The organism is Martinezella calliandrae, from assembly GCF_030272695.1.
GTDB lineage: Bacteria > Pseudomonadota > Alphaproteobacteria > Rhizobiales > Rhizobiaceae > Rhizobium > Rhizobium calliandrae.
Window position 1 is genome coordinate 164,963 of the sequence record NZ_JARFYN010000007.1, and the last position, 21,839, is coordinate 186,801.

General features: G+C 60.1%; 25 protein-coding genes and 1 pseudogene. 12 read left to right on the plus strand and 14 right to left on the minus strand.

Annotation, left to right across the window (positions count from 1 at the left end; all coding sequences use genetic code 11):
- Positions 1 to 24 precede the first annotated feature (24 nt).
- Positions 25 to 822, minus strand: a complete 798-nt coding sequence (locus PY650_RS07690) for an N-formylglutamate amidohydrolase (RefSeq protein WP_285878488.1) — start codon at positions 820 to 822, stop codon at positions 25 to 27.
- Between the two features lie 205 nt (positions 823 to 1,027).
- On the opposite strand from PY650_RS07690, the gene PY650_RS07695 reads away from it, so the two are divergent.
- From PY650_RS07695 to PY650_RS07725, 7 genes are all read left to right on the plus strand, one after another.
- Positions 1,028 to 1,516 (plus strand): DUF1036 domain-containing protein, encoded by a 489-nt coding sequence (locus tag PY650_RS07695; protein WP_285878490.1) that lies wholly within the window; start codon positions 1,028 to 1,030, stop codon positions 1,514 to 1,516.
- Positions 1,516 to 2,955, plus strand: a complete 1,440-nt coding sequence (gene pyk / locus PY650_RS07700) for a pyruvate kinase (protein WP_285878491.1) — start codon at positions 1,516 to 1,518, stop codon at positions 2,953 to 2,955. The genes PY650_RS07695 and pyk overlap by 1 nt, the downstream gene beginning before the upstream one ends.
- A 345-nt stretch (positions 2,956 to 3,300) precedes the next feature.
- Positions 3,301 to 4,695 carry a selenium-binding family protein gene (locus PY650_RS07705; RefSeq protein ID WP_285878492.1) on the plus strand — a complete coding sequence of 465 codons (1,395 nt, stop codon included), beginning with the start codon at positions 3,301 to 3,303 and terminating at the stop codon, positions 4,693 to 4,695.
- A gap of 26 nt (positions 4,696 to 4,721) precedes the next feature.
- Positions 4,722 to 5,351 (plus strand): hypothetical protein, encoded by a 630-nt coding sequence (locus PY650_RS07710; RefSeq protein ID WP_285878493.1) that lies wholly within the window; start codon positions 4,722 to 4,724, stop codon positions 5,349 to 5,351.
- A gap of 140 nt (positions 5,352 to 5,491) precedes the next feature.
- Positions 5,492 to 6,376 (plus strand): NAD(P)-dependent oxidoreductase, encoded by an 885-nt coding sequence (locus PY650_RS07715; protein WP_285878494.1) that lies wholly within the window; start codon positions 5,492 to 5,494, stop codon positions 6,374 to 6,376.
- A gap of 153 nt (positions 6,377 to 6,529) precedes the next feature.
- Complete coding sequence (locus tag PY650_RS07720) at positions 6,530 to 7,156, plus strand: LysE family translocator (RefSeq protein ID WP_285878496.1); 627 nt, start codon at positions 6,530 to 6,532, stop codon at positions 7,154 to 7,156.
- Positions 7,157 to 7,285: 129 nt separating this feature from the next.
- Entirely contained in the window at positions 7,286 to 7,921 is a 636-nt protein-coding gene (locus PY650_RS07725; RefSeq protein ID WP_285878497.1) for a LysE family translocator, read from the plus strand.
- A gap of 3 nt (positions 7,922 to 7,924) precedes the next feature.
- Here PY650_RS07725 and PY650_RS07730 read toward each other — a convergent pair whose 3' ends face one another.
- The 4 genes and pseudogenes from PY650_RS07730 to PY650_RS07745 all read right to left on the minus strand — a co-directional run bounded on the left by PY650_RS07730 (position 7,925) and on the right by PY650_RS07745 (position 10,350).
- The gene (locus PY650_RS07730; RefSeq protein WP_285878526.1) at positions 7,925 to 8,896 is read right to left on the minus strand and encodes a threonine ammonia-lyase; all 972 of its coding nucleotides are present in this window, start codon (positions 8,894 to 8,896) and stop codon (positions 7,925 to 7,927) included.
- 88 nt (positions 8,897 to 8,984) lie between these two features.
- Positions 8,985 to 9,557, minus strand: a complete 573-nt coding sequence (locus PY650_RS07735; RefSeq protein WP_285878498.1) for a DUF4865 family protein — start codon at positions 9,555 to 9,557, stop codon at positions 8,985 to 8,987.
- Between the two features lie 3 nt (positions 9,558 to 9,560).
- Positions 9,561 to 9,955, minus strand: a pseudogene (locus tag PY650_RS07740) (cupin domain-containing protein).
- A 5-nt stretch (positions 9,956 to 9,960) separates the two neighbouring features.
- Positions 9,961 to 10,350, minus strand: a complete 390-nt coding sequence (locus PY650_RS07745) for a tautomerase family protein (protein ID WP_285878499.1) — start codon at positions 10,348 to 10,350, stop codon at positions 9,961 to 9,963.
- 110 nt (positions 10,351 to 10,460) lie between these two features.
- On the opposite strand from PY650_RS07745, the gene PY650_RS07750 reads away from it, so the two are divergent.
- Complete coding sequence (locus PY650_RS07750) at positions 10,461 to 11,402, plus strand: LysR substrate-binding domain-containing protein (RefSeq protein WP_285878500.1); 942 nt, start codon at positions 10,461 to 10,463, stop codon at positions 11,400 to 11,402.
- On the opposite strand, the gene PY650_RS07755 is transcribed toward PY650_RS07750, so the two are convergent.
- The 6 genes from PY650_RS07755 to PY650_RS07780 form a co-directional block, all read right to left on the minus strand.
- Positions 11,381 to 12,433 carry an alpha/beta fold hydrolase gene (locus PY650_RS07755; protein ID WP_285878501.1) on the minus strand — a complete coding sequence of 351 codons (1,053 nt, stop codon included), beginning with the start codon at positions 12,431 to 12,433 and terminating at the stop codon, positions 11,381 to 11,383. The two genes, PY650_RS07750 and PY650_RS07755, sit on opposite strands and share 22 nt — an antisense overlap.
- A gap of 89 nt (positions 12,434 to 12,522) precedes the next feature.
- Positions 12,523 to 13,152 (minus strand): tetratricopeptide repeat protein, encoded by a 630-nt coding sequence (locus tag PY650_RS07760; protein WP_285878502.1) that lies wholly within the window; start codon positions 13,150 to 13,152, stop codon positions 12,523 to 12,525.
- Positions 13,153 to 13,249: 97 nt separating this feature from the next.
- Positions 13,250 to 13,375, minus strand: coding sequence for a type B 50S ribosomal protein L36 (gene ykgO, locus PY650_RS07765; RefSeq protein ID WP_003582204.1), 126 nt, complete (start codon positions 13,373 to 13,375; stop codon positions 13,250 to 13,252).
- A gap of 152 nt (positions 13,376 to 13,527) precedes the next feature.
- The gene (locus tag PY650_RS07770) at positions 13,528 to 14,586 is read right to left on the minus strand and encodes a 5-(carboxyamino)imidazole ribonucleotide synthase (protein WP_285878503.1); all 1,059 of its coding nucleotides are present in this window, start codon (positions 14,584 to 14,586) and stop codon (positions 13,528 to 13,530) included.
- A complete protein-coding gene (gene purE, locus PY650_RS07775; protein ID WP_285878527.1) occupies positions 14,583 to 15,077 on the minus strand; it encodes a 5-(carboxyamino)imidazole ribonucleotide mutase in 495 nt (164 codons plus the stop codon). Before purE ends, PY650_RS07770 begins: the two co-directional genes overlap by 4 nt.
- A 19-nt stretch (positions 15,078 to 15,096) precedes the next feature.
- Positions 15,097 to 15,300: a YdcH family protein gene (locus tag PY650_RS07780; RefSeq protein WP_028752913.1), complete on the minus strand. Its 204-nt coding sequence runs from the start codon at positions 15,298 to 15,300 to the stop codon at positions 15,097 to 15,099.
- A gap of 229 nt (positions 15,301 to 15,529) precedes the next feature.
- On the opposite strand from PY650_RS07780, the gene PY650_RS07785 reads away from it, so the two are divergent.
- Positions 15,530 to 15,703: a YdcH family protein gene (locus PY650_RS07785; protein WP_081670329.1), complete on the plus strand. Its 174-nt coding sequence runs from the start codon at positions 15,530 to 15,532 to the stop codon at positions 15,701 to 15,703.
- Between the two features lie 205 nt (positions 15,704 to 15,908).
- On the opposite strand, the gene PY650_RS07790 is transcribed toward PY650_RS07785, so the two are convergent.
- Positions 15,909 to 16,169, minus strand: coding sequence for an ArsR/SmtB family transcription factor (locus tag PY650_RS07790; RefSeq protein WP_107109154.1), 261 nt, complete (start codon positions 16,167 to 16,169; stop codon positions 15,909 to 15,911).
- A gap of 251 nt (positions 16,170 to 16,420) precedes the next feature.
- Between PY650_RS07790 and PY650_RS07795 the strand changes: the two genes are divergently transcribed.
- Together PY650_RS07795 and PY650_RS07800 are read left to right on the plus strand one after the other, a co-directional pair.
- Positions 16,421 to 17,074 (plus strand): thiamine phosphate synthase, encoded by a 654-nt coding sequence (locus PY650_RS07795; RefSeq protein WP_285878504.1) that lies wholly within the window; start codon positions 16,421 to 16,423, stop codon positions 17,072 to 17,074.
- A gap of 9 nt (positions 17,075 to 17,083) precedes the next feature.
- A complete protein-coding gene (locus PY650_RS07800; protein WP_285878505.1) occupies positions 17,084 to 18,322 on the plus strand; it encodes a tetratricopeptide repeat protein in 1,239 nt (412 codons plus the stop codon).
- Positions 18,323 to 18,456: 134 nt separating this feature from the next.
- Here PY650_RS07800 and PY650_RS07805 read toward each other — a convergent pair whose 3' ends face one another.
- Positions 18,457 to 20,205 carry a chemotaxis protein gene (locus PY650_RS07805; RefSeq protein ID WP_432761502.1) on the minus strand — a complete coding sequence of 583 codons (1,749 nt, stop codon included), beginning with the start codon at positions 20,203 to 20,205 and terminating at the stop codon, positions 18,457 to 18,459.
- Between the two features lie 348 nt (positions 20,206 to 20,553).
- Here PY650_RS07805 and PY650_RS07810 point away from each other — a divergent pair, with 348 nt between their 5' ends.
- Positions 20,554 to 20,823 (plus strand): hypothetical protein, encoded by a 270-nt coding sequence (locus tag PY650_RS07810; RefSeq protein WP_285878506.1) that lies wholly within the window; start codon positions 20,554 to 20,556, stop codon positions 20,821 to 20,823.
- A 206-nt stretch (positions 20,824 to 21,029) separates the two neighbouring features.
- Here the strand turns inward: PY650_RS07810 and PY650_RS07815 are convergent, their stop codons facing one another.
- The gene (locus PY650_RS07815) at positions 21,030 to 21,764 is read right to left on the minus strand and encodes an SDR family oxidoreductase (protein ID WP_285878507.1); all 735 of its coding nucleotides are present in this window, start codon (positions 21,762 to 21,764) and stop codon (positions 21,030 to 21,032) included.
- Between the last annotated feature and the right edge of the window lie 75 nt (positions 21,765 to 21,839).

Here is a 21,839-nt window from a genome sequence, read left to right on the forward strand (position 1 = left end):
TCCAAACCGCGTCACGCCTTAGCGTCACGCCTCGTCATAGGGTCCGGTGCGCGACGGGTAGTACTTGTATTCATGCAGCGCCGGATCGTCGTTCATCGCTGAAAAGATCGGTGCCAGCCGATCGGCCCATTCGCTGATGCCCGCCTCATCGCCGATCAAATCCTGGCGGACTTCCAGCAGCGCATGCGCGATGCCTTTGACCATGCAATGGCGATACATGGTGTCGTTCCTCAGCGCCCCGTCATAGGGCTCATTGTCGCCTATAACGAAATTGGTGTCGGCGCGGAGCTTTGCAAGAAGCGGCAGGACGGCGCGCTCGTCGCTGTCCCAGAGCACGCTCGCGTGCCAGGGGCGCGGGACACCCTTCCAGGCCGGTGTGAAGGAATGCAGCGACAGCACCAGCGGCGCCGTCTTTGTGGCCTCCGCGACCGACGCAATCGTCTCATCCACGGCGCGGTGATAGGGCCGGTGGAAAGCTTCGATGCGATAATTCCACTCTTCCTCGGTGATCGGATGATTGCCCGGGATAATCGCCCCGTCGGAAATCTTCATGATCAGCGTGGGGTCGTCTTCGCCGCGGTTCGGATCGATCAGCAGACGCGAAAAGCCGCCGAGCACGGCGGGCACGCCGAGCCGCGCCGAAAGCTTGCGGCAAAGACCTTCGATGCCAATGTCATAGGCGATATGCCGCGAAAAGGCGGTTTCCGGCAGGCCAAGCCGTTGATAGCGTTCGGGGAGGTGCCGCATCGCGTGATCGCCGAGGATGACCATGCCTTTGTCACGATTGCCGGATATGATTTCGTAAGATTTGAAGTCATTCATGTGGATTGTCGAATATCGCATTTTCAGCCCGTTGTTTGATTGCATGCGCGGGCAGAAGGTGCAAGGCTCGGCCTATTGAATGGGCAAGGAACGGACCGCTTGGTACCGTCACCATCCCGTGAAGGAAATATAATCGATTAGAGTTGCGTTGACATTCCATGGATGGCAGCGCAAGAAGACACAACAACGAATAACCGGGAGCCCATTGGAAGCCGTGTTCAGCCAAGTCGCGCCAAGTTTCGTTACGCGGTCGGGGCCGCTTGCCCGATTCGCATTTTTCATCCTTGCCGCCGCCGCGCCGTTTTTCCTCATGCCAAATGCAGCTCATGCCGATTTCCGCGTCTGCAACGGTACGCAGAATCTTGTGGGGGTGGCGATCGGTTATCGTGCGAAGGAAGGCTGGGTGACCGAGGGATGGTGGCAAGTTCCGGCCACGACCTGCGCTACTTTGATCGAAGGGCCGCTCCAATCCCGCTATTATTACCTCTACGCAGAAGACGCAGCTCGCGGCGGCCGCTGGACTGGCGATGTCGAAATGTGCGTAGCGGAAAATGAATTCAAGATCCCGGGCGTCAAGGATTGCTACGCGCGCGGTTACCAGAAAATGGGATTCAAGGAATACGACACAGGGCGTCAGGCGAGTTGGATGGTTCAGCTCTCCGATACCCCGGGCAGCCAAGAGAGCCAGAATTGATGAAACGCAACCGAAAAGTCAAAATCCTAGCGACGCTCGGCCCAGCTTCCTCCGAAGAGGAGATGATCCAGAAGCTGCATGAGGCCGGTGCCGATCTGTTCCGCATCAACATGAGCCATGCCAGCCATGATCTGATGCGCACGCTGATCCAGCGTATCCGTTCCGTCGAAGCCCGCTGTGGTCGTCCGATCGGTATTCTCGCCGACTTGCAGGGTCCCAAGCTGCGCGTTGGCAAGTTTGCCGAAGGCAAGGTCGATCTCAAGCCAGGCCAGACCTTCACGCTCGACAACAACGACGCGCCCGGCGACAACACGCGCGTATTCCTGCCGCATCCGGAAATCCTGGAATCGGTTCAGCCCGGTCATCGGCTGCTGATCGACGACGGCAAGCTCGCGCTCCGCGCGGAAAAGTGCGACGGCAAGAGCATTGTCGCGACCGTCATTTCCGGCACGAAGATTTCCGACCGCAAGGGTGTCAGCCTGCCGGATACGCTGCTCGGTGTCGGCGCGCTGACTGAAAAGGACCGCGTTGATCTCGACGCGGTGCTCGCCACCAATGAAGTCGACTGGGTGGCGCTCTCCTTCATCCAGCGCCCGGAGGATCTGTCCGAAGTCCGCAAGATCTCGCGCGGCCGCGTCGGATTGATGTCGAAGATCGAGAAGCCGCAGGCCGTTGAGCGCATCGAGGAAATCATCGAGCTTTCCGATGCACTGATGGTCGCCCGCGGCGATCTTGGCGTCGAAATGCCGCTGGAAGCCGTTCCCGGCATTCAGAAGCAACTCATCCGCGCCTGCCGCCGTTCCGGCAAGCCGGTAGTCGTCGCCACGCAGATGCTGGAATCGATGATCTCCGCGCCGGTTCCGACCCGCGCCGAAGTTTCCGACGTCGCGACCGCCGTGTTCGAAGGTGCCGACGCCGTCATGTTGTCGGCCGAATCCGCCTCAGGTGACTATCCGGTGGAGGCAGTAGCAATGATGGCCTCGATCGCCAGCACGATCGAGCGCGAACCCCATTATCCGGGCATCATTTATGCCCAGCGCGCCCAGCCGGAAGCAACCGGCGCCGACGCGATCTCTCTGGCTGCCCGCCAGATCGCGGAGACGCTGAAGCTTGCCGCCATCGTCTGCTACACCTCATCGGGCACCACCGGCCTGCGCGCCTCGCGCGAGCGCCCGCAGGTTCCGGTGCTGGCGCTGTCGCCGATCATCCAGACGGCTCGTCGCCTGTCGGTTGTTTGGGGCATGCATTGCGTCGTTACCCATGACGCCACCGACCTCGACGATATGGTCAACAATGCCTGCCGCATCGTCGCGGAGGAAGGCTTCGGCAAGCCGGGCGACCGCATCATCATCTCGGCCGGTGTGCCGCTTGGCACCCCTGGTGCCACCAACATGCTGCGTATCGCTTACATCGGCTCCGACGGCCAATCGGGCGTTTAACGGCCGGGAACCTCGTCAGTATCCAAGCCCGCTGCCTGAAACAGGCGGCGGGCATTTGCGCTATCAGGTAGCAACCGTTCACCGCATCAGCCCCGCCGTGAAGAGACAGCCCCGCGACCGTGATGAGCGTGGCGGCGAAAAAGACTGCCCAAACCCGCCTTTATCTGAGATAATCGCCCCTGGGGAACGTTGCCTCTGCGGCCCATTTGGGGGGCGAGGACAGTCTCGAATCGATATCCCATTGAAGCATTTGATCCTGCCCCTCCGCAGCGAGGGGGCTGTTGTCGGCATGCATCCAGTGAACTTTCTTCATTGTTTAGCAAACGCGAGCCAGGAGCCCTTCACATGGAAACGTGGAAACCCGATCCAAGCTTTTATCCGTCGCCGCGAATGGCCATGAAGGCCGCGCCGGAGACGCTCGCCTATGTCGCAGCCTTCGATCCGACGCGAGCGGTTCCAGACGAGCTCGCGGTCATCGATGTCGATCCCAAATCGACCTCTTACGGTCAGATCGTTACGTCCGTTGCGATGCCCAATGTCGGGGACGAGCTGCATCATTTCGGCTGGAACGCCTGCTCATCCTGCCTTTGCCCGAATGCGCCGCATCCGCATGCGGAGCGCCGCTATCTGGTCGTGCCGGGATTGAAATCCTCGCGCATCCATATCATCGACACCAAGCCTGATGGCCGGAAGCCAACGATCGTCAAGGTCATCGAGCCCGGTGAAGTCGCCGAGCGAGCGGGATACACGAGGCCCCATACCATTCACTGTGGGCCAGAAGGGATCTATATCGCCGCACTTGGCAATGCCGAGGGGAAAGCGCCGGGCGGCGTGTTCCTCATGGATCACCAGACATTCGAGGTGCGCGGCCAATGGGAAATGGATCGCGGACCGCAAGAGCTTTCCTATGACGTCTGGTGGCACCTTGGTCACGACACACTCGTCACCAGCGAATGGGGCACGCCGGATACCTTCGAAAACGGCCTGATCCCGGAGGTCCTGCTCGGCTCGAAATACGGCCACCGTCTGCATTTTTGGGATCTGCACAAACGCAAGCATTTGCAGATGATCGATCTCGGTGAGAAGTATCAGCTCGTGTTCGAACTCAGACCCGCGCACAACCCGACCAAGGCCTATGGTTTCGTCAACTGCGTTCTCAGCCTCGAGGACCTGTCCTCGTCAATCTGGGTCTGGCATCGCGACGGTGAGAAATGGGTGGTGACGAAGGTGATCGACATTCCGGCGGAGCCGGCTGATCCGGAGCTGTTGCCGCCGATACTCAAGGGTTTCAGCGCCGTGCCGCCGCTCGTCACCGATATCGACCTGTCGATGGATGACAGATTTCTCTACATCGCCTGTTGGGGAACCGGAGACTTGCATCAATATGATGTGTCCGATCCGTTCAAGCCGAAGCTGACAGGCAAGGTGCGGATCGGAGGCATCGTTTCACGCGCCTCGCATCCGGGAGCGAAGAACGGCGCGCTGAATGGCGGCCCGCAGATGGTCGAGATCAGCCGCGACGGCCGCCGCGTCTATTTCACCAACTCGCTTTATGGCGCGATCGACGAGCAGTTCTATCCTGATGGCGTTTCCGGCTGGATGGTGAAGCTTGACGCGGGTGCTGACGGCGGCATTGCCTTCGACGAGAAATTCTTCGTCGAGTGGCCAAAGTCGCATCGTCCGCACCAGGTCCGCTTGCAGGGCGGAGATTGCTCGTCGGATTCCTATTGTTATCCGTGAGCGAAGGTCTGCCGAATGAGGCGCCAATGAACGAACTCTGGCCTTGGATACTGCTGGCGGGACTGGGAGCCTTTCATGGTCTCAACCCGGCGATGGGGTGGCTGTTCGCCGTGGCGCTTGGCGTTCATCGGCAGAGTTCTGCTGCGGTCATTCAGGCAGTGCCGGCCATCGCACTTGGACACGCTGCATCCATCGCGCTGGTGGCGGGAGCCGTAGTCGCGATCGGTCTTTTCGTGGATCAGGGTGCCGTGCGCACGGCCACGGGAGCGGGCCTCGTCGCTTGGGCTTTCTGGCATTATTTCTTCGGACATCGGCATCGCGTTTGCATTGGCATGCGTACCGGGCTTGCCGGCCTCGTGCTCTGGTCGTTCTTGATGGCGACAGCCCATGGTGCCGGGCTCATGCTCCTGCCAGCTTTGATGCCGCTCTGCCTTGCAGGGTCGCCATTGCACGACATCGGCGGAGATACGACGGCGGCCATCACGATCGAAGCGGTCGGCGTTCACACCCTTGCAATGTTGGCGGTCACTAGTCTCATTGCGCTGGCGGTCTATCGCTGGGTCGGTCTCGAGATATTGCGGAGCGCCTGGATCAATATGGATCTCGTATGGACGCTGGTGCTGCTTGGTACGGGTACTATACTATTGATTGTCTAGCGAAGGCGAAAAGATGCGCTGACATCAGGGAGTAATCTGCCCAGGTGTTCTTCGGCATAATCTCGCCCGAAAGCCGGCTCACCCATTTTTGGACGATGCTCTACGCTTCAATGAAATCATTCACGAATGGAGAATTTCCAATGAAGATCGGATTTATCGGATTGGGCCAGATGGGCAGCGCCATGGCGGCGAACCTGTTGAAGGCCGGGCACGATGTCACGGTTTACAATCGCTCGCGCGACAAGGCGGAAGCGCTCGTCGGCGGGGGCGCTAAGATCGCCGCAACGGTCGCAGAAGCCTGCCGCGGCGAAGCGGTATTCACCATGCTTGCCAATGACGATGCGCTGTCGGCTCTCGTTCATGGTGAAGGCGGTGTGCTGGCGAGTCTCCGTAAAGGCGCGATTCATATTTCATCGAGCACGATCAGTGTCGCCCTCTCGGAACGACTGACGAAAGAGCATGCGGCGGCCGGTCAGCGTTTCGTCGCAGCCCCGGTCTTCGGCCGTCCGGAAGCGGCTGCTGCGGCCAAGCTCTTTGTCGCCGCTGCGGGCGAGCCTGGCGCCATCGAAGCCGCGACGCCGCTGTTCGAAGCGATCGGACAGCGCACTTTCGTTCTCGGTGACGAACCGAAGGCCGCCAATCTCGTCAAGCTCAGCGGTAATTTCCTGATCGCCTCGGTGATTGAGTCGCTCGGCGAAGCCATGGCATTAGTGGAAAAAGGTGGTGTCGACCGGCATCAATATCTCGACCTTTTGACATCGACGCTGTTCAACGCACCGGTCTACAAGACCTATGGCGGCCTGATCGCCGACCGCAAATTCGAGCCGGCCGGCTTTGCCGCGCCGCTTGGTCAAAAGGATATCCGCCTTGCACTTGCCGCCGGGGAGGCGCTGAACGTGCCGCTGCCGCTTGCAAGCCTGCTGCGCGACCGCTTCTTGACCTTGCTGGCTCACGGCGGCGAAGATCTTGACTGGTCGGCAGTCGGAGCGCTCGCGGCAAAGGATGCCGGTCTGGATCGCGAATAGCATCGGGTTTCGGCTGATTGCCCAAGCAAAATGCCATGCGGGCTTTCGGTTCGCGTGGCCCTTGCGCCGGCAATCGATCTAAGGCTTAGTCTGTGGCGGAAATCATGGGTTGGCGCTCAGCATGCCCGGACATTTGTTGCCCCGGAGGATTGAATGATCGATTTTCACACGCTGATCACCTATGTGGCGGTGGTTCTCGGGCTGTTTCTCATCCCCGGTCCTGCCGTATTGATGGTTCTCAGCCGGGCAACGACGGGCGGCCGCGGCGTCGGCATTGCGACCGGACTTGGCATTGCGACGGGGGATCTGGTTCACGGGGCCATGGCGACCTTCGGTCTGTCGGCCATCTTGATGACCTCGGCTCTTGCATTTGAAATCGTCAAATATGCGGGTGTCGCATATCTCGTTTATCTCGGCATCCGCGCCTTCTTCGAAACGAGCGGCTCGCTGTCCATCCCACGCAACGGCGTCATAACGGCCTCGCGCGCTTTCCGACAGGCGATCCTGACGGAAATGCTCAATCCGAAGACCGCGCTCTTTTTTCTCGCCTTTCTCCCACAGTTCGTTCGTCCGGAGAATGGTTCAGCGATCGCGCAGCTTGCGGTTCTCGGCCTGGTATTCGCGGGCATGAGTGCGGCCTATACCAGCCTGATCGCGCTGGGCGGCACGGCTTTCGCGCGACTGATCGGCCGCCACGGCACTGTCGGGCGCTGGCAAGGCAAGGTTGTCGGGGTGATTTATATCGGACTTGGCGCGCGCCTGGCGCTGCAACAGCGTTAAGCTCCGAGCTCACTCGATTGATCCGATGCCGGGAATGCCGACGGCACGGGCTTTCCTCAGGGGCATCCGATCCGCTTGCCAACCAGCGCGGTCCGTGCAAGTTTTCGATCGCTACTCGAGGAGGGGATCATGCACGCTGCGGCACTCTTTGCCTTCATCGCCGTTTCTTTCATTGGCATCGCGACGCCAGGACCGACCGTGCTGTTGGCGTTGACCAATGGTTCGCGTTTCGGCGTACGCGGCGCCTTGGCCGGCATGGTCGGTGCCGTGCTGTCGGACTTCGTGCTGATCGGCTCGGTCGCCATCGGCCTCGGTGCATTGCTGGCGGCCTCGGAATTCTGGTTCTCGATGCTGAAATGGATGGGTGCCGCCTATCTCGCCTTCCTCGGCATCATGATGCTGCGCTCGAAGGGGACGATCGACGGCATGCTCAAGGCCAATGCTGAACATGCGAAGGGCACGGTGCTTTCTATTTGGATGAAGAGCTTCATGGTCGCGGTGACCAATCCCAAAGGTTACCTGTTCTTCTCGGCTTTCCTGCCGCAGTTCATCGATCCGTCCGCGCCGCAGATGCCACAATATGCCATCCTCGCGCTGGTCTTCGCCTCGCTCGATTTCGCGATCATGTTTGGTTACGCAGTTTTCGGCTCGCAAGCCGTCCGCTTCCTCAAAACAGAAGGTACGACGTTGCTCGAACGCGCCTGCGGCGGCGCGCTCCTGGCTCTGGCGGGTTCGCTCGCGCTTTATCGCCGCGCGGCGAATTGACGGTCAGTGGCGGCGCAGCGCCGTCTCGAAGACGTCGGTATCGACATTGCCACCAGATGTGACCGCGATGACCGTGTCGCCGTCAATCTCCCCGCCATGAAAGAGGGCTGCCGCCAGCGCTACGGCGCCACCCGGCTCGACGACGATCTTGAGGCGAGTGAAAGCGAGCGCCATCGCGTCAAGCGCTTCTTCATCGGTTACGACCAGACCGGGGCCGCAGAGACGCTTCAGGATAGGAAAGGTGATGTTGCCGGGCTGCGGGGTGATGATGGCGTCGCAGATCGAGCCCTGAAGGGCGGCATTGCGTTCGATCTTGCCGGAGGCGAGCGAGCGTGTCGTGTCGTCAAAATCCTTGGGTTCGCAGGGGCGGACCTTAAGGCGGGGGGCGCGAGCCTCAAGCGCCAGCGCGATGCCGGATGTCAGGCCGCCGCCGCCGCAGGGGACGAGTATGGTCGCGGTATCGATACCCTCTTCAGCCGCCTGTTCGGCGATTTCCAGCCCGGCCGTTCCTTGGCCGGCGATGACCAGCGGTTCATCGAAGGGCCTGATCAGCGTCAGCCCGCGCTCCTTGGAGAGCCGCGCACCGATCTCGTCGCGATCCTCCTTGATGCGATCGTAAAGCACCACTTCGGCGCCGAAGGCACGCGTGTTGGCGATCTTCAATTTCGGCGCATCCGTTGGCATGACGATGACGGCGGGGACGCCGTGCAGTTGCGCGGCGAGCGCCACGCCCTGGGCATGATTGCCGGAGGAAAAGGCGATGACGCCCTTGGCGCGCACGGAAGGTTCCAGCGCTGACACCGCCGACCAGCCGCCGCGGAATTTGAAGGAGCCGGAATGCTGCAGGCATTCCGCCTTCACGAACAGCCGCCGCCCGGCGATCTCATCGAGGAAGGGGGAGGAGAGAAGGGGCGTGCGCCGGGCGCGACCGCCGAGGCGAGCACGGGCGGCTTCTATCATTGAAATATCGACCATGGAGGGAACACTCTTCTGCTGCGGAAAGCTGTTCATCCATAAAACGCCGCGAGTGTCTTTAAAACAACGACTTTGTCCCGGTGACACTTCAACCGACATCCGGCAAGGAAAGGTGACCGACATCGTAGGTCTGAACGCCGGAACGCAACATGCTTTTCGGCAGATCGGCAAGCAGACGGAAACGCACGCGCGTCCAGCTCGTCGGTTCGAAGGCGGTGACGGAGGCGAGTGCTTCGCCGCGTGCGACTTCGCCAACGGCTTCATCGCTTTCACGCTGGCGAATCTCGGCAAGCGGCGCATAGGGCTCCGTCCGGACGATCTCGCGGGTTGCGAACCGGGCATCGCGGATGTCCGGCGAGACATCGGCGCGCCACACGATCCATGTCCTCACTTGCGGCCAACCGAAGCTATCCGTCAGCCCGACAAAACCGGGGCCGCAGATGAAATTGCTCAAGCCCTCGTCCTTCTCCCAGACATAGAAGGGTGCATAGAGATTTTCGCGGCTTTCCGTCGCTCCATCGTCTTTCCGGGCCATGAGATAGGCCTTGAATTTCAGGCCAGGAAAATTGTCCAGCATAGGCCCTTTATCGCGGATGCGGCGGTCGATGATCGCCATGTCATAGTCTGCAGGCAGGGTGAAGCTGTATTGGATGGCGATCATGGGTCAATCCTCCAGCCAGTTCACGGCCGTGCCGTTCTGTACGGGCTGGATGCTGATATAGGCGAAGATGCTGCCCGGCGCAGCGCCATGCCGATGACGCTCGCCGGGCCCAAAGGTAATGCAGTCGCCGGCGCGCAGTTCCTCGGCTGGTTTGTCGTCCCGTTGGGCAAGACCGACGCCCGACAGGACGTAGAGGATCTGGCCGTGCGGATGCGTGTGCCAACGGGTCATGGTGCCGGGTTCCAGCGTGCAGCGCATGGCGCTAAGGCTGCCTTCTTCACTGCTTTCAACCAGCATTTCCACCCAGAAGGGGCGCTGGCGATACCGTCGGGCGAACGCTGGGTGGTGGTGCCGGCGCGGTGGATCGCAAGCGGCTGTCGAACGCTTGTCTGGTTCATCGTCGTCAGGCCTGTTCGATCATCTGTGCGATGCCGCTTGCGAAGGACCAGTCCTCACGCGTCGTCGTGACGATGTTGACCATGACATCCTCGGGCCGCACGCCCGACTCATCCGCAAGCAACGCGACGAGACGGCGATAGAAGGCCTTCTTGACTTCGATGGAGCGCGGCTTGCCGATGGTGATCTGGAAGAAGACGTAATCGTCCGAGCGCGGACCGCCGAAATAGGTGCGGTCAAAGATCAGCTCGCCGGGTTCCAACTGATGGATCTCCTGAAAGCGATCGGTGGGTGGTACCTCGAATGTCTCCACCATTGCGCGATGGAAATTATCCGAAAGCCTCTGCAGATAATCGGGCGACTTGCCGCGAAGAAGGGAAATGCGCGTGAACGGCACGGGAAACTCCTATCATCTGTCCACTTGACGGTCTGATCATGCCACGGGATAATCGTTCGGAAAATCAGATAATATTGCATCGATAGTCCCAAAAATACGGATCGTTGACCATGCGGAAAGTTATTTTCGATCTCGATGTCCTGCGCAGCTTCGTGACGGGCATGGAGCTTGGTAGTTTCGCCAAGGCCGCGGACCGGCTCGGCCGTTCGACGTCCGCGATCAGCGCGCAGCTCAAGAAGCTGGAAGTGCAGGCCGGCGCGCCGATTTTCCGCAAGGCCGGACGCGGGTTGGCGCTGACGGAGGCGGGCGAGACCATGCTTGCCTATGCGCGGCGAATGCTGGATCTCAACGACGAAGCGGCGACTGCGATCCAGGGGGCCGATCTGGAAGGTTGGGTGCGGCTCGGTTTGCAGGAGGACTTCGGCGAGACGCTGTTGCCGGAGGTGCTCGGCCGCTTTGCCCGCGCGCATCCGAAGGTGCGCATTGAGGCGCGCGTGGTTCGCAATGCCGAACTGATCGAGCGCGTGACCTCCGGCAAGCTCGATTTGGCGCTCGCCTGGAGCGACGGGTTTCGCACTGCCCATACCGATCGGATCGCCGAAGTGCCGATGTGCTGGGTCGGGCCGGCGCATGGCGCTATTCATTGGCATGCCGACGGCGGAGAGCCGCTGGCGCTTGCGTCTTTGGAAGCGCCTTGCCTGTTGCGCACCATCGCGACCAAGGTGCTCGATCACGCCGACATCGGCTGGCGCATCTCCTTCGTCAGTCCCAGCCTTGGCGGGCTCTGGGCTGCGACGGCGGCGGGGTTGGGATTGACCGTGCGCACACCGCTTGGTTTGCCGGATAAGGTGCGCCTGTTGACGCTGGGCGAAGCAGGCCTCCCACCGCTGCCGAAGCTCGACCTCGTGCTGCATCGCGCCGGAGCGGAGGCAAATCCCGCGACAGAGCGGTTGGCCTCGATCATGCTGCAAGCCGTGCGACAGACGGTTGACGCCACGCCGCAGGGGCGGGTGCTTGCCGATGCACCAGATTATGAACCCGTGACCGCTTGAGGCGAGGGGGCAGCCGCGGTCGACAGCGAGGCCTTATGGCTGGCGAGGCGGGCTTCCGCCTCTTGAGCGAGGGCCTGGAGATCGCGTGACTGGCCGGCGAGGTGTTCCATCGCGGCGATAACGACATCGGTCGCCGCATAGTCCGGCTTGTGGCCGATATGGCGAATCGTGACGAGTTCGGCGCCGACGATGTCGCGCGCCAGTCCGCGCGAATGCAGCTCCTCCATCACGATATCATCGCTGTCGCCGGTGATGATGACAGTTGGCGCGGTGATCTCGCGGTAGCGCGGCGCTTGCGCCGAAACATAGGCGAAGAGATTGGCGACGTCGGCCGCATTGTTGCGAAAGGTTCTTGGCCGCAGCACCAATTCCGGTGCTGTTTTTTCGATATAATCGGCGGGCCGCTCGTTGGGGCTGAAGACGCCGAGCGTGCCACTTTCGACGCGGCGCAGGCCGATCGGCATTACCAACAGATGGGTGAAGAGCCAGCCGAAGACTGGCATGGCGGCAAGCGTGTAATACCAGTCGATGCCTCCCGGCCACGGATGAGTAGCCGGTGCGAGGAAGAGGAGGCCGATCGTCTTGTCGGGATGGCGCATGCCGAAGGCTGCGGCGATGGCTCCGCCGAAGGAATGGCCGACAATAATGGCGCTTTCGATGCCACGTTTCTCCATCAATCTGGCGATTGCGTCGGCTTGACCCGAGGGTAGGGCGTTCTCTGCGCCGCCACGTTCGGAATAGCCGTGACCGGGCCGATCGACGAACAGCATTTCCGCCCGGCCAGCGAGTGGGTCGGCAAAGGCTTCGAACTGGTCGCGCAGATTGCCGCTTGCACCGTGGATGAAGATCAGCGGCGGCAGGTCGGCGGTGGCCGGGCGCGGAAGATGCAGGGCGTTCATGCGCAAACCGCCGATATCGGTCAGCTCGCCTATATTGGGATAGGCCTGCTCTATGGCGCGCGCCTTGTAGGCCGAAAAGCCGGCACCGACGGCAAGAAGGAGAACAACGGCGAGAAGCAGGACATCGATCATTGCGGTATGAAGCAGATATTGGGGACTATCAGCCTATCCGACTTTCATGATCTTTCGTTCGTCGTTGGCTTGCCCGCTGTTGACAAACCTCACGTTCGGCTTCCGGCGATTTTTTCGGAGAGGCTATTGACCTGCTCCTGAGCCGCACGATTGGCCGGATAGATTTCAAGGAAGCGTTCCCAGGCCTTCAATGTCAGCTCGTCGTTCCCGGCTTCGCTCAGGATTGCGGCCATGCCGGCGAGGGCGCCGAAGTGGCGCGGCTCTATCCGAAGGACCTGATTGATGTCCTCCATCGACTTGCGATAGTCGCCGATGGCGTAGTTCAGCGTGGCGCGGCGATTCCATCCCTCGGCATAGTCGGGCTTCAGCGCGATCACCTGATCAAGAAAATCCATAGCAGCCGCATTACGCTTCTCCTGGATGGCCTTGTCGGCCCATTGCATCAGGAGATTGATCGTCGCGCTGCCGGAATCGTTCCATTCCATGCGGATCTGGTCGGCGATGAGGCTCGCCTGCTCAGGATCGCGTTGGCGCTTCAAAGCTGTGAAAAGATTGTCGATCTGCTGCTTCGGCGACAGGCTGCCGGACGAGGCGTTCAGATCTTTCTTCTCGACGATGCTCGAATCATCCGCCACGGCGACATGCGGCCCGACAACGGTCAAAGCAAAGAGAATCGGTAGGGCCAGACGTGACAAAGCAAAAATGTGCATGGCGGGCATAGTAACCCGCCAGTGTCGAAGATCAAAACAATTTTGATGTGATCATCTCATGCGACCGAACGGTCGACCTGGCCATGGGGCCAGGCGCCACGCAAAATCAGCCCTGACGAGCCTTGTAGCGCGGGTTCAGCTTGTTGATGATGTAAATGCGGCCCTTGCGGCGGACCAGACGGTTGTCACGGTGACGCGCCTTGAGCGACTTGAGCGAATTCTTGATCTTCATTTTTCTGATCCGCGATGTTTGAGGGGGAATGTCACATTCGCCCAATGTCTTTAACAATCAAAAGCGCGCTCAGGGCGCGCTCTTTAGGGTGGGCAGCAAATACCCTGTCGCCTGGGTCCTGTCAACCACGTCAGGGGTTTTTCCCTGCGCTGTTAACGGCGAAGCTGTGTGATATGGCCCATTTTGCGGCCCGGACGCGACTCCGTCTTGCCGTAGAGATGTACCAGCACGTCGTCTTCGCGCAGCCACTCAGCAACCGAATGGATATCGTCGCCGATCAGGTTCTGCATCACGCAGTCGGAATGGCGCACTGGATTGCCGAGCGGCAGGCCGGTAACGGCGCGGATATGCTGCTCGAATTGCGAGACGACGCAGGCCGCTTCCGTCCAATGGCCGGAATTGTGCACTCTGGGAGCCATTTCATTGGCGATCAGGCTTCCGTCGGAGAGTGCGAAAAACTCGATGCCGATGACACCGACATAGCCGAGCGCGGCCAGAATTTTTTCCGCCGCCACACGCGCCGCAGCCGCCGTCTCGGCGGAGATATTGGCGGGGAGGGTCGAAGTGTGGAGGATGCCGTTGCGGTGAATATTTTCCGCCGGATCGTAGCAGGCGACCGAACCGTCCAGCCCTCGGGCGGCTATGATGGAAATCTCCCGCTCGAACGCCACGAAGCTTTCGAGAATCAACGGCACGCCGCCGAGCGCGGCATAGCTGCCTTCAGCGCTGTCGGCAGACGATCGATAGACGCGCTGGCCTTTTCCGTCATAGCCGAGGCGGCGAGTCTTGAGCACGCCCTGTCCGCCGAAATCGGCAAGCGCCGCGTCTAAGTCGGTCTGGCTGTCGACGGCGTGGAAGCGGGCGGTCAGAATGCCGCAATCGTTGATGAAGCGCTTTTCGGTGAGCCTGTCCTGCGCTATCTCCAGCGCCTTCGGCGGTGGGTAGACGGCAATATCCTCGGCGAGTTTGTGGGTAGCGGCGACCGGCACGTTCTCGAATTCATAAGTGACGAGGTCGCAGCGCTTTGCCAGCTCGGCGAGAGCGGCGGGATCGTCGTAGGCCGCCACGATCTGATCGTTCGCCACCTGGGCGGCCGGGCAATCGGCTTGCGGTTCCAGGATGATCGTACGGAAGTTCAAGCGGGCCGCAGCCATGGCCAGCATGCGGCCGAGCTGGCCGCCGCCGATGATGCCGATCGTTTTCGCCGTCATAGGTCGTCCATCGGATATTCAGCGACTGCAGCGCTCTGGCGCGCGCGCCATTCGTCCAGCCGCTCGGCAATATCCTCGTCTCCGAGTGCCAGGACGGCGGCGGCAAGAAGGGCGGCATTGATCGCGCCGGCCTTGCCGATCGCCAGTGTGCCGACGGGAATGCCTGCTGGCATCTGCACGATGGAAAGAAGACTGTCCTGGCCGGATAAGGCGCGCGACTGCACGGGCACACCGAAGACCGGCAGCGGCGTCATCGCGGCAGCCATGCCCGGAAGGTGGGCGGCGCCGCCCGCGCCGGCGATGATCACTTTAAAGCCTTCGTCGCGTGCGCCCTTGGCGAAGTTCGCCAGCCGGTCCGGCGTGCGGTGCGCGGAGATGATGCGCGCGTCATAGGCGATCTCCAGCGCTTCCAGCGTGTCTGCGGCATTTTTCATGGTTTCCCAGTCGGACTGGCTGCCCATGATGATGGCGACGGGTGGTCTTTCTGTCATCATCGTCGCGTCTTACTCCTCAGGCGATAATGTCGGGGATGATCTGGTCTTCCAGCTTGGTCAGCTTGTCCTTGATGACGAGCTTCTTCTTCTTCATGCGCTGGATGCGAAGGGCATCGCAGCCCGTCTGGATCATGGCGTCGATTGCGGCGTCGTAATCCTCATGTTCCTGACGCAATCGCGCCACGATCAACCTGATTTCCGCCTGTTCCTGATCGGCCATGCCCATTTCCCCAATGCCTTGCACAATCGCGCGCGTTGCGCCTCATGATTTCCGCAAGCTCCTATCACCAAATGGCGATGACTGGAAGTTATCCTTCATCACGAATTTGCCGCCCGTAGGCCACGTTTTGGCCTTCGACAAGGGTTCAATATTATGGCACACTGATAGGGTTGACACCTAGAGCCCTGGCGATGGATGGCCAGGGAACGCATGAGGAAGGAAGGGTCATATGACTGTTCAAGCTCATCTTGAATCGCTCGAAAAGAAACATGTCGCTCTTGAGGAGGAGCTACATTCCGCACTGACATCTCCCTCTATCAATGATACCGAAATAGCCGATATCAAACGCAGGAAACTGCGCCTTAAAGACGAAATCCAACGTCTAAGATCGTCAGTCCACTGACGCAACGTCTTCCAAAGGACAAAAGCCGCCGATCGTGGCAAGGAAGACAGGCGGGCCGGAGGGCCCTGAAACAATTCCCTTGTAAGAGACGGTGACTGCTCCCAGTCGAAACGAATGCGCCAACTTCAAAACGTGAGGAGTGGGGGTTGGCGCACTTTCGCGAGCAAGATCGGAAAATTTTGGTAAAAGCGCGCAGGGGCCGCTATCAGGCCCAGAATTGATCCAGCCACAAATTGAGCTTGTCGAAACCGCGGCTGTTGACCGCGTAAATCCGTTTCGTGCCTTCGGTGGTGACGGAAACGAGATTGCTGTCGAGCAATGCCTTTAGATGCTGTGAGACAGCGGGACGGCTGATTGGCAGGCCCTGCGCCAGTTCATTGACCGTTTTCGGTGCGCGCCGCAGCTCCTCCAGCAAATAGCGCCGGTTCGGATCCGCGATGGCTGCGAAGGGGTCCATGGTCGACATGCGGAAAAGCTACGTCAAACGCCCAAGAGCGGCAAGTCAATTGTGCGCCGCAATGATGCGTTGTGTAGTCGGCCCTTGAAATATTTCGGTTAGAAACGACTTTCGAGCCTCTGCGGCGTCGGATGGTACGGGTTGCAATGGGCTGGTTTCAACGCCGTGCCCCTTGTCAGACCGCCCTAACGGATTTACTCACAAACATCGGACGGGATGCCCAATCCCTGGCGATCGAACCCGCAAACATGGAAACTCGCATGACCGTACCTGAAGATCGCTGCCGCCTCGTTCTCATCGTTCCCGACATCGCCGATATGGATGAGCAGGCGAAGATGGTAGCCGATGCGCTGAGGGGCGGGGATGTGGCCTCGGTCATCATCCCGCAATATGGGCTCGATGACGGCACTTTTCAGAAACACGCGGAAAAGTTGGTGCCGGTGGTGCAGGCCGCGGGAGCGGCTGCGCTGATTGCCGGGGACAGCCGTGTCGCGGGCCGTGCGAAGGCCGACGGGTTGCACATTACCGGCAATCTCGCCGAATTCACTGAGGCGGTCGAGAAATTCGTGCCGAAGTTGATCGTCGGCGGCGGTAGCGCCGCAGACAGGCACAACGCGCTCGAGATCGGCGAGCTGCGGCCCGACTATATCTTCTTCGGCAAGCTCGGCGGCGACATCAAGCCAGAAGCACATCCGAAAAACGTCGCACTCGGCGAATGGTGGGCGTCAATGATCGAGATTCCCTGCATCGTCATGGGGGGCACAGATCCGAAATCGGCGCTGGAGGTGGCTTTGTCGGGCGCCGAATTCGTGGCGCTGCGCACCGCTGTTTTTGCCGATCCTTCGGCCGCGCCTTCCATCGTTGCGGAAGTGAATGCGCTTTTGGACGAAAAAGCGCCACGGTTTGAAGATTGATAGCAAGCCATGTCGCTCACGCCTCGACTTCGCCACCGTTCCTTTCTTGCTGCGCTCGCCGTTGGGCTGACGGCATTGCCACTAATGGTTGTGGCGCAATCGAGCAATAACGATACGTCGCTACCCGGTATCACAACCCAGCCCGACAAGGGCAGCCGGCCCGCCGATAGCCGGCAATCCGACGATGCAGCGCAGCCCGACGACACCACGGTGCCGAGTGGCGCGCCGACGCATGACGATAGCGTGATGACGCGGCCATTGAACGCCGAAGCCGGTTCCTTCAAGAGCGAGAAGATCCAGCCGGGCGCCGAGCCGAAGGCGGACGACGGCATCAAACCCTCGCAAGGTGTGGGCGTCTTTGATCGCATGGGTGCGAAACTGCCCGACCTGCCGCCGGAGAAGCCTTTCAAAGGGAAGGTCGACGATGCCTACGGCGCCTTCCAGCGCGGTTATTACCTGACCGCGTTTCAGAAAGCTCTGCCGCGGGCGCAGCTCGGCGATCCCGCAGCCCAAACCCTGCTTGCCGAATTGATGTCGCAAGGCCTGGGCGTCAAGCGCGACACCAAGGACGCTGCCTTCTGGTATGGCAAAGCGGCCGAGGGAGGTGATGCCACCTCGATGTTCAAATATGCGCTGCTCTTGATGGAAGGCCGGGATGTGCCGCGCGACCAGAAGAAGGCGGATGAATGGATGAAGAAAGCGGCCGATGCCGGCCAGGCATCCGCCGAATTCAACTGGGCGCAGAGCCTGACGGCTGACAATCCCGGCATCAAAGGCCTGCAGATGGCTCTTCCATATTATGAAAGGTCTGCGGAGCAGGGCATTGCCGATGCGCAATATGCAGTCTCGCAGCTCTACCTTAATTTGCCGGACCTGCCTGCGGAGAAGAAGGCGCAGGCGCGTGAATGGCTATCGCGCGCCGCAAATGCGGGCTACGACACCGCGCAGCTCGACATGGGCATCTGGCTGATCAACGGTATCGGCGGCAAGCAGGACCTGGAGAACGGGTTTAACTGGATGAAGGTGGCCGCCTATCGCGGCAATGTCGTCGCACAGAACAAGCTGGCACATCTCTATATCAATGCGCTCGGCACGAAGCAGGATCCGGTTGCCGCAGCCACCTGGTATGTCATCTCGCGCCGCGCCGGTCTGAAAGATCCGGAGCTCGAGGATTTCTACGAGGGCATCGAGGACTTTCAGCAAAAGGCCGCAATCGACGCTGCGAACAAATTTCGTAGGGCCCAGTAACGCCCTGGAGGGTTTGCGTTCATTTGAACGCACAAAGGTTACTCTGGTCTTTTGATTCGATTCCACTGCATCTTATCCGCTTGCAGGTGATTCCACCTAAAAGCCGGGATGCTCCGGGCGAAAGTCCGATTTCGTTAGAATAGAGCGTCGGCGAAAAGATCGTCGTCGTCCGTCTTGGCCGGCGCAGCAACGGCTGGCGCGACCCTATCGTCCATGGCGATGATGTCGCGATGGATATTGCGTTCCTGAGCCATGGTATAGACCTTGAAGATGCGGGCGCCGAGCGGCACGATGATGTCCTCCAAATCGTTCACCTCGGCCATTTCGCTGCCGGCCATGTCGCCCAGCCTATCGGCGCAATTTGCCAGGGTCTCGCCGAGATCGCGCTGGAAGTCGAGTTTGCCGATCGAAAGCATGATCTTATTTGCCACTTCGCGGCCATGCCCCGACAGTGCCTCCAACTCGCCGTCCATGATGTTGGCGGCGCAGCGTATCGTGTCGACGGCCGAGATCAGCCTCTCGTCGAGGCGATGGTCCGAACCTTCCTGGCCGGAGGCGACGTGGCCGGCCGCCTTTTCGAGAGATGCGAGGCCTGTGACCATCGCGTCGGCGGATTCATCGAGTTTTGCCGCAAAGATGCGCAGTTCGGCGGTCACGACGTTGATCGAACGGCCTTCCTCGCCCATGCGGCTGCAGCGCAGATTGGTGTTGAGCGCCATATAGTGGATATCCGTCTTGACGGCGCGGATGGTCTCGATGCGGCCGAGCAGGTTCGAGGCCGTGCCGAGTGTCGATTGGCTGATGCCGTCGGCCTGCACACGCGCCGTTTCGACCTGTTTGACGATGGTGTGGGCAGCGGAGACGCTTTGTTCCAGTGCACGCAGCACGTTGCCGTCGCTACTTCCCTCGGGCTTCATGGCGTCGCGCAGTTTGAGGATTTCCTGGGTATCGTGGCTGAAGCTGGCGATCGTCTTGACGACATTGCCCGACTCCCGCTGGAAGTCCGCGACCATCTCGCGCATCTGCGCCGCCGTCAGGTGATGAATGACATTTGCGAGCCGCTGGCGGGCATCGGCATCAAGCTTGCTCCCTTCGTCGCTCGCGAGATACTCTTCGAGAAAGGTGAAGGAGCTTTGCACGTGCTCGATGCGCTGACGGGTGATGTCGCCGATCTGCAGGGCCGAGAGGGTGGTAGCGACCTTGCTTTGCACGCCGCGGGCGATGGCGCCAACCTCGGCGGCGTTCACGGCGAGTTCTTTACGGTGAGCAGCGATGGTGCGGGCATCCTTTTCCAATGCTGCGACCACTTGCGGAACATTGCGGTCATAGGCCCTTGCGGTGGTGGCGCCAAAGGTCATGGCGACCTTCAGCTCACGTTCGAGGGCGCCGAGCTGTTGGGCGAAGGTGTTGACTTCATCGGTGCCGGAATGAATACGCTCCAGGATTTCCTGCGCAAAACCGGCAAATTCGGCAATCCCTGCGCCGGTGATCTTCACAGTGATGGCGAAGGTGCGCAGGTAGCGCATGGTCTCTTGCATATCGGTAACATGGGCGTGCAGCTTGGAGCCGGCCTCGGCGAGAACCTCGAAATTTGCCTGGCGTCTGGCTTCGAGGCCGGGCAGGTCGGACAGGCCGCTCACTGTTTGTAACAGATCAGCCGTGGTATCGCTGGCGCCATCGCTGTCGAGCGCCTTGGTCAACCGGTCGAGGGATGACAAGAGTTGGTTCAGAACCTCCATCACCGACAAGAGAACGGTGCCGCCGTCGAGAAAGCGTTTCTCGACTTCGGTGCGCGCCGCTTCCAGGATACGGCTGACATCCATTGCTTGCGGGAATCCCCTTGGGCGATCGATGCGGCGTGCCAGAGCTGTTCCGTTTTTCATGTCTGTCCCTTTACTTGGAGAAAGGCTTGTTTGACTCAACTCTTAAATGTGGGATGGAAAATTCCGGTAAATTCTCAGGACTCGTAAGCGTTGCATCCCGGGCTTTCGCCGGCAGGGTTAAGATTCGCTCACCGGAAGGGCAGTGTTTTAGTCTTTTCGATTTAACTATGTGAATTTCAACCATATTTTTCATCATAAGATTCTTATGGTCATTTATGCCGGGTGAGAATTCACAGCCTCCGAAATGATGAATTGTACAACCTACATTTACTACCTGTTAAGGTTAGGTTGACATGAGATTCAATAGTTATTGCTCAAGTATTTTTTGCTAGCGGGGCCGAACTTGAAATGTCCGATAAATATTCCGAATCTATTTCTCTGCCAAAAACCACCCTGAACATCAGGAATATTTCCGAAATTCATCAAAGTATGACTTTGAAGTTTCGGGACAGCAAGATGCTTGTCCTCGAAGTCGCTGACGATGCGGAAGCCGATTTGAGCTTCGTACAGTTGGTCCAGTCAGCGCGGATCGAGGCGAAGGCCTCCGGCAAAACACTTCGCCTTTCTCGCGGTCAGCGGTTCTATTTTGAAAGGCTTGCAGAGGGGTGGGTTCATTGACGCCTTTACGGCGGAGGACACGCAATTCTGGCTCCATAAAGATGTACATACCATGAGTGCGAAGATTTTGACTGTCGATGAATCTGCCAGCGTCCGTCTGACGACCAATCGCCCGCGAGATCCTGATGGCGCAGCAGAAATTCTGAGCGTGATCCTGACTGGGGGGCCGCGAAAAGTCTTCGGATAAGATCATGCGCGGACAAGAGCTAAGCCAGGTAGCCACCGTCGATCGTAAGAGCCGAGCCTGTGACGAAGGCGGCCTCTGGGCTGCAGAGATAGGTGACAAGGGCCGCGATTTCCGTGTCCTTACCAAGTCGGCCGACAGGCAAGAGTGGCTTCAATATCTCGCCGGCATCGACGGTCATGCCACTCAGGGTCGGACCGGGTTGAATGGTGTTGACGGTGATGCCGCGCGGGCTTAAGTCGCGGGCGAGGCCGCGGGTCATGGCCGCAACGGCGCCCTTTGTGGCGCTATAGACCGAGGCCCCCGGAAAACCGGCGCGCTCCGCGGCAACGCTGCCGATGGTGATGATGCGGCCCCCCTCGTTCATGTGTTTGATCGCGGCCTGCGCGGCAACGAAGACAGCGCGAACGTTGACGGCGAACATGCGGTCGAAATCGGCAAGATCGTAATTGTCGACCGTTTCGCGGATCAGGATGCCGGCATTGTTGACCAAGATATCGAGGCCGCCGAACCGCTCAACCGTTCGGATGATCGCGGCGCGCACGGCATCCGGATCGGCGCTATCGGCTCTGATAGCGATCGCCGCGCCGCCGGCTGCATCGAGATCACGCACTAGGGCTTCCGCCTTGTCCGGTGAGGACGAGTAGGTGAAGGCCACCTCGACGCCATCTGCGCTCAGCCGGCGGACGATCCCTGCGCCAATGCTGCGCGAGCCGCCGGTGACGAGGGCAACCTTGTTGGCGAGGGACTGGGACATGATATTTCCTTTCGTTTTTTTGGACAGTTTGGTCTAGAATTGTGTATGCGAAAACGGCGGAAGCCGCGCGCGGCT

Excerpts from the sequence above, each read along its gene's own strand:
- PY650_RS07730 (WP_285878526.1), bottom strand. The coding sequence starts at position 8,896 with ATGGTCGATATTTCAATGATAGAAGCCGCCCGTGCTCGCCTCGGCGGT.
- PY650_RS07725 (WP_285878497.1), top strand. The coding sequence starts at position 7,286 with ATGCACGCTGCGGCACTCTTTGCCTTCATCGCCGTTTCTTTCATTGGC.
- PY650_RS07720 (WP_285878496.1), top strand. The coding sequence starts at position 6,530 with ATGATCGATTTTCACACGCTGATCACCTATGTGGCGGTGGTTCTCGGG.
- PY650_RS07760 (WP_285878502.1), bottom strand. The coding sequence starts at position 13,152 with ATGCCCGCCATGCACATTTTTGCTTTGTCACGTCTGGCCCTACCGATT.
- PY650_RS07795 (WP_285878504.1), top strand. The coding sequence starts at position 16,421 with ATGACCGTACCTGAAGATCGCTGCCGCCTCGTTCTCATCGTTCCCGAC.
- PY650_RS07705 (WP_285878492.1), top strand. The coding sequence starts at position 3,301 with ATGGAAACGTGGAAACCCGATCCAAGCTTTTATCCGTCGCCGCGAATG.
- PY650_RS07815 (WP_285878507.1), bottom strand. The coding sequence starts at position 21,764 with ATGTCCCAGTCCCTCGCCAACAAGGTTGCCCTCGTCACCGGCGGCTCG.
- PY650_RS07805 (WP_432761502.1), bottom strand. The coding sequence starts at position 20,205 with ATGAAAAACGGAACAGCTCTGGCACGCCGCATCGATCGCCCAAGGGGA.
- PY650_RS07800 (WP_285878505.1), top strand. The coding sequence starts at position 17,084 with ATGTCGCTCACGCCTCGACTTCGCCACCGTTCCTTTCTTGCTGCGCTC.
- PY650_RS07750 (WP_285878500.1), top strand. The coding sequence starts at position 10,461 with ATGCGGAAAGTTATTTTCGATCTCGATGTCCTGCGCAGCTTCGTGACG.
- PY650_RS07780 (WP_028752913.1), bottom strand. The coding sequence starts at position 15,300 with ATGGCCGATCAGGAACAGGCGGAAATCAGGTTGATCGTGGCGCGATTG.
- PY650_RS07690 (WP_285878488.1), bottom strand. The coding sequence starts at position 822 with ATGAATGACTTCAAATCTTACGAAATCATATCCGGCAATCGTGACAAA.
- ykgO (WP_003582204.1), bottom strand. The coding sequence starts at position 13,375 with ATGAAGATCAAGAATTCGCTCAAGTCGCTCAAGGCGCGTCACCGTGAC.
- PY650_RS07710 (WP_285878493.1), top strand. The coding sequence starts at position 4,722 with ATGAACGAACTCTGGCCTTGGATACTGCTGGCGGGACTGGGAGCCTTT.
- PY650_RS07770 (WP_285878503.1), bottom strand. The coding sequence starts at position 14,586 with ATGACGGCGAAAACGATCGGCATCATCGGCGGCGGCCAGCTCGGCCGC.
- PY650_RS07810 (WP_285878506.1), top strand. The coding sequence starts at position 20,554 with ATGTCCGATAAATATTCCGAATCTATTTCTCTGCCAAAAACCACCCTG.
- PY650_RS07715 (WP_285878494.1), top strand. The coding sequence starts at position 5,492 with ATGAAGATCGGATTTATCGGATTGGGCCAGATGGGCAGCGCCATGGCG.
- purE (WP_285878527.1), bottom strand. The coding sequence starts at position 15,077 with ATGACAGAAAGACCACCCGTCGCCATCATCATGGGCAGCCAGTCCGAC.
- pyk (WP_285878491.1), top strand. The coding sequence starts at position 1,516 with ATGAAACGCAACCGAAAAGTCAAAATCCTAGCGACGCTCGGCCCAGCT.
- PY650_RS07785 (WP_081670329.1), top strand. The coding sequence starts at position 15,530 with ATGACTGTTCAAGCTCATCTTGAATCGCTCGAAAAGAAACATGTCGCT.
- PY650_RS07735 (WP_285878498.1), bottom strand. The coding sequence starts at position 9,557 with ATGATCGCCATCCAATACAGCTTCACCCTGCCTGCAGACTATGACATG.
- PY650_RS07755 (WP_285878501.1), bottom strand. The coding sequence starts at position 12,433 with ATGATCGATGTCCTGCTTCTCGCCGTTGTTCTCCTTCTTGCCGTCGGT.
- PY650_RS07790 (WP_107109154.1), bottom strand. The coding sequence starts at position 16,169 with ATGTCGACCATGGACCCCTTCGCAGCCATCGCGGATCCGAACCGGCGC.